Source organism: Mesorhizobium sp. M1295, from assembly GCF_040318135.1.
Classification (GTDB): Bacteria; Pseudomonadota; Alphaproteobacteria; order Rhizobiales; family Rhizobiaceae; genus Mesorhizobium.
The window spans coordinates 1-10,828 of the sequence record NZ_JAMYLU010000050.1 but is presented as its reverse complement, the minus strand read 5'-3'; the positions used below and the strand labels follow the sequence as shown (position 1 = coordinate 10,828).

Below are 10,828 nucleotides of genomic sequence, written 5' to 3'. Positions count from 1 at the left end.
GGCCCGGCTCCGCTGCGTGCGCCCAAAAGCCCGTCGATCGGACCCCAGTCGATCTCCTTCGCAACAAGATCGAAGATCGTCTCATTCGACACCGCAAGGCCGTCCGCCAAGCTCAATTGACCAAGCACACGATCAACCATCCGCGAATCTCCCGTAGCGACCACGCCACAGAATCACCAATCCGATTCTGTGCAAAGGCCTCCTTATGGGAGAAGGGAAGACCTGGCGCGCCTTCGCCACCCTGTTCCTCTCCATCCTCTTTCTCATCTTGCGGGCGCTCGCCCGGTAAACGGGATCTGTTTAAAGCCGCGAGGAGCGGTTTTCGCGGGCCTTGCCAGGCATTTGCCGGTTCAGGCGTCGATATTGGGGTGCGCTCTTCAGGCCAGCCTCTCTTCGAGTGGATAGAGTCGCCGATTCGTGGTCCGCAGATTGTAGGCGCAGGCCACCAGCATCCACTCCGCGCGGCTGGCGAAGCCGATGTCCGTTGTTCAGTCGTTCGACAAGTAGAACCGCGAGGCATCTTCTAGCGTATTCAGGGTATTCTCCCTTTCCAGTCGGGTACCGTGGTCTAGCAGCTGTCTGGCCGAGGCCCTATAAGGAAGCCGGACGTCGCGGAGTACACACCGCACCTGCTATATATACCTGCTGCGTTGAGGAGGAATCCGGTATTGCCCCTGTGCCTGCCGATGATCCGTCACCTGAGATCCCCCGACCTGTTTGGACCCATTGATCGCCTGCCGGCACTTAGCACGCGGATTAGCGAGCGGACATTCGAGGTCCTCAACCCGTCGACTGGCGAAGTGCTGGCAGAACTACCCGACATGGGTGTCGAGGAGACATGCGCTGCGATCGACAAGGCCTATGTCGCGCAGCCTGGATGGGCAGGGCTGACCGCACGTGAGCGCAGCGACGTTCTATGGCGATGGCATCAGTTGATCATCGACCACGCCGACGATCTCGCCGCGATTCTCACCGCGGAGATGGGCAAGCCGCTTGCCGAAGCCAAGTCGGAGATATCGCATGCTGCGGCGTATCTGCAATGGTACGCCGAGGAGGCCAATCGCGTCTATGGCGAGACGATCTCCGCACCATCGATGGACCGCCGAATGCTGGTAATCAAGCAGCCCATCGGAGTTGTTGGCACGATAACGCCATGGAATTTCCCGGCCTCGATGGTGGCGCGCAAAATCTCGCCAGCCTTGGCGGCGGGCTGCACGATCGTCCTCAAGCCCGCTGAACAGACGCCGCTCGTGGCGGGAGCAATGTTCGCCCTCGCCCATCAGGCTGGCTTTCCCGAAGGCGTCGTCAACCTGATCTATGCGTCCGAAGGTGACGCGGTCGGCCGCGAACTTTGTACCAATCCCAAGGTCCGCAAGATCAGCTTCACCGGGTCGACTGAGATCGGGCGCCTTCTCATGCGCCAGTGCTCGGACCAGATCAAAAAAGTCAGCCTTGAGCTCGGCGGCAATGCACCTTTCATCGTCTTCGATGATGCCGATATCGATGCCGCGGTTGACGGTGCGATCCAGGCGAAGTTCCGCAATGCCGGCCAGACCTGCGTTTCGGCGAACCGCCTTTACGTCCAGTCGGGCGTTCACGACGAGTTCGTCGAGAAATTCGTGCAACGGGCTCGCCAACTTCAAGTTGGTGACGGTTTCGCTCCCGGAGTGGACATCGGACCGCTCATCGACAAGCACGCTTTGGCCAAGATCGAATCCCATATTGCCGATGCCGTCGCCAAAGGCGGCGCAATTCGATGCGGGGGCAAACGCATCGGCACGAATGGCACGTTTTTCCAACCGACAGTCCTGACCGGTGTCTCCAGCGAGATGACCGTCGCGCAAGAAGAGACATTCGGGCCGCTGGCACCGATTATTCGCTTCAAAGATGCGGATCAGGTCGTGCGTGAGGCCAACGACACGATCTACGGCCTCGCGGCCTACTTTTATGCCTCCAACCTGAAGCGTGTCTGGCGTGTGGCCGAGGCCTTGGAATATGGAATGGTCGGGGTAAATACCGGCCGGATGTCTTCAGAAGCGGCGCCGTTCGGTGGGATAAAACAGTCCGGCATCGGGCGGGAGGGATCCCGCCATGGCCTCGAGGACTACCTAGAAATGAAATATCTCTGCATGGGCGGCATCTGAATTTTCGGCTTGCAGGATTCACAGACCGGGTCACCTAGCGAGCGATCTCCGAATATGTGAATTGTAGGATCGCTCCTTGATTGGGAACTGAGGGGCGGCTCCGTACCCGAGCAAACACGCAATCCTGAAGGAGCACCCCTAGCTGGACTTATCTCTCCACGAGACAAGCGTCTGCATTGTCGGCGAAGACGGCGTGCATGTGACGGAGGATACGCTTGCGAGGGATTTGGCGGCCCTCGCCGACTATCTTCAGGCGACGGGCTGTCTTTGCGCGGGTCTGGTTGGAAGCTTGTGCACCATCCCGATCGTGAACGCTGGTTGTGCGCAATATCCGGTTTCTGGGGCAGAATTTTGAACCTGCTACCTTCCGATTGTGAGTAGCTCAGTTGTTCTTCGGCCGGACTGCCGCGCCAGTACAGGCTCGGACAGAATCGAAGATACCATCAGGCAGGCATTCGCATTCGACATGTCCGGTGATCGGCGCACGATCCAGGGCGCGCCAGGTTGACCAAGCGCCTCGAACCGCATGACAGTCTTGACCGGCTGGAGGACGGAATCCCGCGATGCCGAAGAGGTTGGTCAGCGCAGTCGAGCCCACACGGCATTTGCGGCACGAAACAGCAAGGGTTGGGAAGCGATCGGCCGAGCGGTCCTCGAAGGCGCGGGCCAGGGTGTCGACGATGCGTTGGTTCAGGTCCGCCAATCTGGTCTCTACCGTCTGATAGCGGCTTCGGTCGCCAGTGACAGCGAGTAAAGATATTTGGCATCATCGGCTTTGATTGCCGCGCAGATCTGGTCGAGATTGGGATAGCTCACTGGTGCACCTTTGGGCTCATAGTGCTTCCTCCTCATCGAGATGAGGATTGCCGGATTTGGCGTAGAACACCAACACGGGTCCGAGATCAAAGCGCGTCCCGGGCGCAAGGCGCTGGACGGACCGGGGCCATGTTTCGGTTGAGACGCCATCGATGCCTCGCGCCAGCGTTCTGGCGAATCGGGGCATCAGCGGAGCGAGTGTCGGTGCCAGGATCGCAGCGGCCGTCGTCTGAAGGGCTAGCGAAGTCCGATTGCGGGCGGGATAGAAACGTCGCGCCGCCGCATAGTCTCGCGCCCGAAGGTAGATCACGCAATCGCGCACGAAATCGCAGACCTGAGCGGCCGCGCGCCGGACCGAGAAGCCTTCGTCCGAATAGGCGCGCTCCATCGCCGCGCGATAGATCTCTATCCGAGCAAAGAAGGCGCGGTCGACCGGGCTCCAGTCGCCTGCATCGGGTACACGGCCGGCAAAATCCTGCTTGATTTCCTGGTTCAACGCATCAAGCCAGTTCAGCCAAATCCCTTGGAACACCTCGTTCTCGGTGCGGCGCAGCGCGTCCAGCGTGAAATCCGTCCGCTCACCTTCCGGGCGTGTCAGGCCCAAATGGAGGCGCACGACGTCGACTGTCTTTGGGCTCAGAACCTCCTTGCCCCAGACCGCATGGCGGCAGCTGGTTGAGAACTTCTTGCCGTCGAGCAGGTAGAACTCGTTGACGTGATAGTGGATGCGTGGCGTCCAGTGGGAGAAGACCTCGGCGTAAAGAGCGGGGTAGAGTAGCGCGTGGTAGAACGAATTGTCGAAGCCGAAGAAATGGACAATCTGCCAGTCGTTGCCGGGCATCTCCGCCTTCCAGTCGCGACCCAGCAAGCGGCCGAGCGCCTGGATGTTGTAAAGAAAACCGAAGGCCATTTCCGGCCACACCCAGATCACTTGCCCCGGGAACCCTTCGGCCGGCAGGCCCCAGTCCGAGGGGTGGGTAATGGGCACTGAAAAGTTGCCGCGTCGGCGTAGGCGCGCGAAGAGATCTAAGATCCGTAGCGGGACGCCCGACGCCCTTAGATGCCGGTCGATATTGTCGTAGCATTGGTCCAAGGCGAGTTCCGGGCGGCGGACGGAGCCGAGCAGCGGCGCCTCGGCAGACTGCCGTGACCGGGCTGCACCCAAGTCGTGGCAAAGGTTTGGGGCGCCGCATTCCTCGCAGATGTTGCCAGCGGCGGAGCCGCCGCAATCGGGGCAGAGGCCGCTAACATCCGGCTCGTAAAGATAGTGGCCTGTCACAGCATCGAAAAGCGCAGGGCTCTGGCGCAGATCTACCGCCGTGCTGCTCAGAAGACTGCGGAAACACGCGGCTTGAAACTCGCCGTAACCGTCATCGCCCATTGTGGGTTGGAAGCTGTGGACGTCACAATCGAGAAGTGCAAGCGAGGCGCGAATCTCGCCGGCGTAGTAGCGCGCCACGTTTGCAGGCGTCGATTGATCGGCATCGGCGCGTATCGTGACGTAGCTCTGGTTGTCATCGCTTCCAGTGAGGTGATATGCTTCGACTCCTTTCATGCGCAGGAAACGAGTATAGACGTCGGCGCCGAAATAGGGGCCAGAAAGATGCCCCAGATGCAGATCGCCATTTGGCGTTGGCGGCGTGGAGAAGACGAAGATCGGCCCGCGTGGAGCCGTGGTCTTTGCAGCGGCATCAAAGGCGGCCTCGCCGTCTCGCCAGTAGACATCGACGAAATCTAGGTCTTCGTTTCCGTCGTTGCGCAGCACATGCGCTTCAAAAGGGCGGAACAGAACGACATCGCCCGCCTCGACCGAGATTTCCCCAAGGTCGGTCCTGACCTTGCCCGATCCTGACAGGATCACGAAGGCCTCGATTTCGTCGTGCCGATGGGGCTCGGATGTAACGCCCGGTGCCACCCTACCGAACGAAAACCCCGTGCCGGCGCTTCCCGTTCCAAGCGTGGCCATGTCGATACCGAACGCGCGCGACAGCCCGGTTCGAGAAAACTTGTGTTTGCGCATGACGAACCTAAGCTGTTGAAGCAGTGGTATCTTCGGCTGCCAACGCAACAGCCTCTTGTGCAAGTTGCGCAGAGAAGCGGCAGCCCAACCCGTTGCCGGCCTCGGCCAGAATAATCCGGCTCTGGGCCCCAGGCGGGCGACGACGGGTGCGCCAGTCCGGCTGTAGGCGTCATAGAAGACCGCCCTGCGACCACCTCCACAATCCACGTGCCGAAGCGTCGTAACGGGCTGCGGTCGATGCTCCGCGAGCCCGCAAATCAGAACGCCATACTCTCCGCGCATTTTTGAGCGGTCGATCAGTTTCGTGTGCATGCCTCCGCCTGGCTGCGTGAGCTCAATCGCGATAGAAAATGCCATTTGGGGGCTTGAGTTTGTCGAGATCGGCCACTTTGCCCTCGGGCGGGTTAAGGGCACGCTTAAGCACGTTATATTCAGCGCGGGTCGGTCCACCGGTTGAAGCACGCTGGAATACCAAGTAGAGTGTCCGCCGCGAACGATTGCTTTTGTTCGGTCGTGAGTAGTGCGGTGCGTAATCGTCGAAGATGAAGACGTCGCCAGCCTTCCATACTACGGGTTCCCAGGAGAACATTTCGGCGACTTGAGGATCGATCACCCCACCGGCATCCATGGGAAACACCCCCTTCTTGTGGTTGCCGGGGCTGAAGAAAAGCCCGCCGTTTTCCGGGTCGGAGTCGTCGATGCCTATGGCAACCACCGCATGGACCATCCGGTCGGGGAGTTTGTGTGGAATGTGATAAATGTCCTGATGCGGGTGATAGCCGCCGCTGTCGGGGTAGTGGAAAATCAGCAACTCCTTGAGCCTGCGCGAATCTTCGCCAAGCAAATCCTCGACCGCTGACTTTATGCGCTGATCTTCTAAGAGCAAACGACGCAATGGATCATGGAAGTCGATAAAATTCTCGATCTTGGAGATGATCTTTCGATTGTCCGTCGTCTTCTCGAACCACATGAGCCATTTATCATCGCTGACATCCCAGCGTGACATATCATCGACAAAAGTAGAGATATCTTCCTGAGCCGCTGGAGCGAAGAATCTTTCGAGCCTGACGTATCCGTCTTTCTGCCACTTTTCTCTTTGTGCATCAGTCAACATGCGAAAAGCCTCCTGTTGGAAAGATGGTTGGTCGGACGTCCCAATTAGGGCAGTCGGGCGCTGGTCAAGTTGCGGGTCCACGGAGACGGACTCACGTCATGTGGGACGGCGATGCTAAGTGCGTTCCGCTCCGGCGGATATTGTCCGCAGAAGCTCGGCGCGAGACTGCCTATGTCAGGCTCAGCCGGGTCCAGGGGTTCCGTAAACTGGGCCGGATCAATCGCTTCACCCGGTCCAGCCACGACACGCATCGCTAAAGGCCGGCACCATCCGCTGACCGCCGACCCAGCCATGGCCGCCAAGACCACGGCGCTCTTTCGAGTGAGCGACCTGGTACGGTCTTGACAACCGTAGGGGAAATGCACGCCCCCAGAATAATGCGATGCGCCGCTTGGTCCAAGGGCTTGTCCGGTCACGATGATTTCGGAGAAGCCTCCGGCCTTCGCCGCAGCGGAGGCGGACATCATTCCTAGGATGCCACCGCCGATGATCAAAAGTCTACGAGTCATATCCCGCTGCCCATTTCTTCGGCTGCGGGGGCGGGCCAGCTCTCGATCGAGGTATGGCTGATGAAGCCAGGATGCTCGGGGTTCGCGCCTGGCGCGCGCCCAAGAAGGCTATCGAGGATGCGGCGCGCGCGCCAGGCCAGCAGACTTAGGTTCGGATCGGCCAGGCCGCGCTGCCCGAGGCTCGCGTTTTGTACGAAGATGCGTCTGTCACGCGGTCCGTCCCAGCTCACCGAAAAATCCTCGCGAATAGCTAATTCATTGTCGATCTGCTCCAGCCGGTGCGCGATGGGTTCCAAGAAGTCTGGCACCGCATTCTCGTAGCCGGTGGCCAGGATGACGATGTCGGCCGTGACTTCTTCGACCTCGACCATGCCGTGCTGCAGGGTCAGCCTGTGACCCGCGCCGGCGTTGATGCAGTGCGAGACGGTGCAGCCCGGCCGCAGTGTGATGTAGGATCGGTTTGGCTCGAAAAATGCGTGGCGGTACAGCGCCTGATAGATCGCGCGCAACGTGCTTTCCGAAATGCCGTCCGAGGCAAGCACGAAACGCCGCAGGAGCAGCTTACGCTGCGACTCGCTCATCGCCGCGAAACGATCCGAAAAGCAGGGCATGAACAACTCGTTTGTGAACGGGCTGTTGTCCAGAGGCAGATAGTTTTCGCGCTGCGAGACCCAAGTGATCGAGGCAGGCCGCCGTTCTTTCGGCAGGCCGACAAGATGCAACATCACCTCGGCTCCCGACTGGCCTCCGCCGACCACGCAGACATGCTTTCTCCGCACCTCAGGGTGGATGTGCAGTAAAACAGATGAGTGGAACAGGTTGCGTCCAGTCCAGCCCTGAAACTGAGGCGGGATTTGCGCCTGCTTGCCAATGCCAACCACGGCGTTTCTGGCGCCGAGAACCGCGTTATCGGTCCGCACCCGAAACGCGCCGTCAAAGCGGATTTCGTGCACGGTCTCGCCGCCATGGACAAGTGGGTTCCTGTGGAAGGCCCAGTTCAGGTACTGCTCAAACTCAGCTCTGAACACAGCCTCGAACTGTGCGTTCAGGAAGTGGTACAAACGCCCGTTCTCGTGCAGGAAGTTTACGAAGGTGTAGGCTGATCGCGGATTCACCAGTGTGACCAGATCCTTGAAGTGGCTGACCTGGAGCTCCGAGGAATCGAATGCGATGCCTGGATGCCAGCGGAAGTCGACCTGCCGATCCAGGAACAGTGCCCCTTGCCCAACTTGCTCGTGTATCTGACACGCAAGGCTCAAATTAGACGGCCCGGCACCGACCCCAACGCAAGATAACTCCACTGCTTTCCTCCTATAGAGTCTTCCCACCAGCCGGCTTGTTCGCGGCGAATATCGGCCACAGCGATTGGGCCCCCTCGCGGGCGTTTTCGAGCCCCGGTGCCGACCGGATTTGCGAGAATTGTCCAGCGCGTTCGGGTCGTCGAATGTAGACGCGAGCATTCCAGCGCGGTGACAATCGAGGGGTCATGCCGGCGACGTGGGGCAACGACGTATGTCCTATCCGCCCGTCTGGATGCCCGCGTCGCCGTCACGCGAGAAGCTTTCCAGGCCCATTGAGGTGTTTGAAGCCGGCGCAATCGCCCGCTTCAACCATGACGCGCCGGCCTTTCGGCGGCTTGATGGCAGGCAAGAGCGCGGTTTTCACTGCGGCGACGGCATTTTCGGTGCGCATGATCATGGAGACGTCTCGCTGATGCGTTCGCAGAGTCCCATGCATGGGCCGTGCCAGAGAAGGAAAATCTTATTAAACAATGGGTTGTCGGATTTGCGATCCTGTCGGAAATCCGACATTGAGGGGGACGCCTACCGGCGGCGCCCAATTTGCACGTCGATGTCGCCTTTTTCCGAATAGCTAATCGGGCACCTTCTGCACCAGAATACTTCTCTTATGGAGACGAGCACGAAGTCTTCATGAACGGACAGTGCAGAACCTGGTGTCTCTGCCGGACAGATCGCGATATGCCTTCTCCCATCGAGGTTGGCAGTTGCAAGAGCTGCCAGATCCTTCGCCCGTCGTGCCGTTGCACTGGCTCGATCCCCACATCCTCGGAGGCCGCGATCATGAAGAGTGACGCAATCTCATGTCCGCCGCGACGCCTCTCTCATGGGGAAGCAATTCTCCTTGTTGGTGTCGGATCGATGCTCTTGATGAGATGGTTGCGGATGGGCGCATGCCCAGACCTGAGCGCATCAATGATTGCGCGATCTGGGACCTTCACCAACTGGATTGTCGAATCTCTGTAACGATAGCCGGAAGAGAATTGCGTTATGACCACTCTGCCGGTTCCAAAAGCACGTGCGCCATTCGGTCCCTGCGACTCAATCCAGGCGGTGGGATGAGGCTGCAAAGCAGCCTTTTGCGCGCCCACCGGTGGGCCAGGATGGAGCCATCGTAAACGCAGCATTCGATGATCGCCGCCGCGGAGTCTTCAGGCTGTGCCGCGCCCGACACCGGCGACGTAGTGGTCGTCGATGGCCCCGTCGCCGATGTCGATCCGAAGCTCGGGCAGTTTCGCGGTGAGCTTCACTGCTTATTCCGCAGTGCCCACCGAGTCGGCACAGGAGGTTCTATCAGGCGGTCACGGCTGCGTTCGTTGTCGGATCTTCGACGATGTCGGACATGAGACACAGCGCCATCAGGGTGATCGCATTGTTATGAAATGATTTTCTCATTTGGCACGACACCTGCAGCGCAGTCCGCAAAACGCGCTGCGGCACGGAAAGAGGAGAAATCATCCCATGATCATGCGCGCCGAACCTGCGGCCGCAGCCGCGAAGCAAACTGGGCATGAGCGCTCCGCCAATATCAAGCGATTCGAGCAAGATTTTTCGTAATTCAGTCCACATTTCTGAAGAGCAAGGAGAGAATATCATGGCGAGAAACCAAATGCGCGCGGCGCCGGGAGTAACAGCGGCCGTTGTCCTCATTGTGATGGGACAGCAGGCCGTCGCGGCGGACCTTGCGCAAGCGGCGAGCGTCCCGCAGGCGGGAGCCTCGGTCACGGAAGCGCCAAGCCCTTGGCAGATCCGCCTGCGTGCGTTGGGGGTCCTCACTGAGGATTCGGGCTACGTCAATGCAGTGCCCGGCTCCGATCTTTCGTATTCGAACACCGTGACGCCGGAACTCGATATCTCCTATTTCTTCACGGACAACATCGCCGCCGAGCTCATACTCGGCACCACCTATGCTAACATCGGGGGCCAAGGTACGATCGGCGGGCTGGGCAATATCGGCAAGGTTTGGCTGCTGCCGCCCACGCTCACATTGCAGTATCATTTTACCGATTTAGGCGCGTTCAAGCCCTATGTAGGCGCCGGCGTGAACTACACGATCTTCTATAACCAGGGTGCCGGCAGTGCCGATGCTCTCAAGGTTAAGAATACGTTCGGCACCGCGCTGCAGGTCGGATTCGACTACATGGTGGATCAGCACTGGGGCGTCAACTTCGACGTGAAGAAGCTTTTCCTCAAGCCAGACTTCGACGTCACGGTCGGCGGCGCGAAGCTGACGGGAAAGGCGGAGCTCGATCCCTGGTTGATAGGCGCAGGTGTCACCTACCGCTTCTGACAACGAAAGGTGAAGGCGGCTGCTGATAGCCGATCGGAAATAAGGGCGCCTCGTGCGCCCTTTTTTACGGTCGTCCCTGCACGGGCGACACTTGAAGAAGCCGTTGTCGACGGGCGGCCGCCCTCCTCCAGCGGACCAAGAAGGTACCCCTGGTCAATGCGGCCTCGACTAACGCCTGAAATGGACGTGCTTAGATGCGCTTCGGATCAGGATGGTTGTTGGGTATTGTTGATGGACTGCCCGGCATCAGTCTCCCGGACGTCATGTCAGAGCTATGCGCCTGCGTAAGGCGAGCACGGAGCTCCCTCGACGCCGACAAGATGCCTTGTTCAGCCATGCTGCGACAGCTGCTGTTCTTTTGCTGCAGGAGCGGTGGCTGGCGCCCCGTGGACGCATTCCTCGGCAGGCCAAGGCCTGCCTTTGCCCTGCCCCATGGCTTGACCCATGGCACGGTGCCGCGCTCCAGTTCGGCAATGATGCGGTCCGTGATCTCCTGATAGAGGCTGGCGCCCGGGCGCCCGCCCTTGCCTGCGCCAGCCTCTGTGCTGGCACAACGCTTGCTGTTTGCATGCATCGTCTCATCCTCCGCTCGCCAATCGCCGCGCCTTTCCCCGGAAGCGGGGTGGGCGGCGAGTCG

General features: G+C 59.8%; 8 protein-coding genes and 1 pseudogene. 2 read left to right on the top strand and 7 right to left on the bottom strand.

Annotated elements, in window-relative coordinates; all coding sequences use genetic code 11:
- The first annotated feature begins 686 nt into the window (after positions 1-686).
- Positions 687-2,144: an NAD-dependent succinate-semialdehyde dehydrogenase gene (locus NKH29_RS31950; RefSeq protein WP_502911331.1), complete on the top strand. Its 1,458-nt coding sequence runs from the start codon at positions 687-689 to the stop codon at positions 2,142-2,144.
- Positions 2,145-2,526: 382 nt separating this feature from the next.
- Here NKH29_RS31950 and NKH29_RS31945 read toward each other — a convergent pair whose 3' ends face one another.
- From NKH29_RS31945 to NKH29_RS31920, 6 genes are all read right to left on the bottom strand, one after another.
- Complete coding sequence (locus NKH29_RS31945) at positions 2,527-2,847, bottom strand: hypothetical protein (protein ID WP_353001367.1); 321 nt, start codon at positions 2,845-2,847, stop codon at positions 2,527-2,529.
- A gap of 129 nt (positions 2,848-2,976) precedes the next feature.
- Positions 2,977-5,292: a class I tRNA ligase family protein gene (locus NKH29_RS31940; RefSeq protein WP_353001366.1), complete on the bottom strand. Its 2,316-nt coding sequence runs from the start codon at positions 5,290-5,292 to the stop codon at positions 2,977-2,979.
- A gap of 22 nt (positions 5,293-5,314) precedes the next feature.
- The gene (locus tag NKH29_RS31935; RefSeq protein WP_353001365.1) at positions 5,315-6,094 is read right to left on the bottom strand and encodes a phytanoyl-CoA dioxygenase family protein; all 780 of its coding nucleotides are present in this window, start codon (positions 6,092-6,094) and stop codon (positions 5,315-5,317) included.
- Positions 6,095-6,599: 505 nt separating this feature from the next.
- Positions 6,600-7,904, bottom strand: a complete 1,305-nt coding sequence (locus NKH29_RS31930) for a lysine N(6)-hydroxylase/L-ornithine N(5)-oxygenase family protein (RefSeq protein WP_353001364.1) — start codon at positions 7,902-7,904, stop codon at positions 6,600-6,602.
- 247 nt (positions 7,905-8,151) lie between these two features.
- Positions 8,152-8,301 (bottom strand): iron-sulfur cluster assembly accessory protein, encoded by a 150-nt coding sequence (locus tag NKH29_RS31925; RefSeq protein ID WP_353001363.1) that lies wholly within the window; start codon positions 8,299-8,301, stop codon positions 8,152-8,154.
- A gap of 893 nt (positions 8,302-9,194) precedes the next feature.
- Positions 9,195-9,446: a hypothetical protein gene (locus NKH29_RS31920; protein WP_353001362.1), complete on the bottom strand. Its 252-nt coding sequence runs from the start codon at positions 9,444-9,446 to the stop codon at positions 9,195-9,197.
- A 64-nt stretch (positions 9,447-9,510) separates the two neighbouring features.
- On the opposite strand from NKH29_RS31920, the gene NKH29_RS31915 reads away from it, so the two are divergent.
- Positions 9,511-10,191 carry an OmpW/AlkL family protein gene (locus NKH29_RS31915; protein WP_352849547.1) on the top strand — a complete coding sequence of 227 codons (681 nt, stop codon included), beginning with the start codon at positions 9,511-9,513 and terminating at the stop codon, positions 10,189-10,191.
- A 376-nt stretch (positions 10,192-10,567) separates the two neighbouring features.
- Here the strand turns inward: NKH29_RS31915 and NKH29_RS31910 are convergent.
- A pseudogene (locus NKH29_RS31910) lies at positions 10,568-10,765 on the bottom strand (ArdC-like ssDNA-binding domain-containing protein); the annotation flags it as partial.
- Between the last annotated feature and the right edge of the window lie 63 nt (positions 10,766-10,828).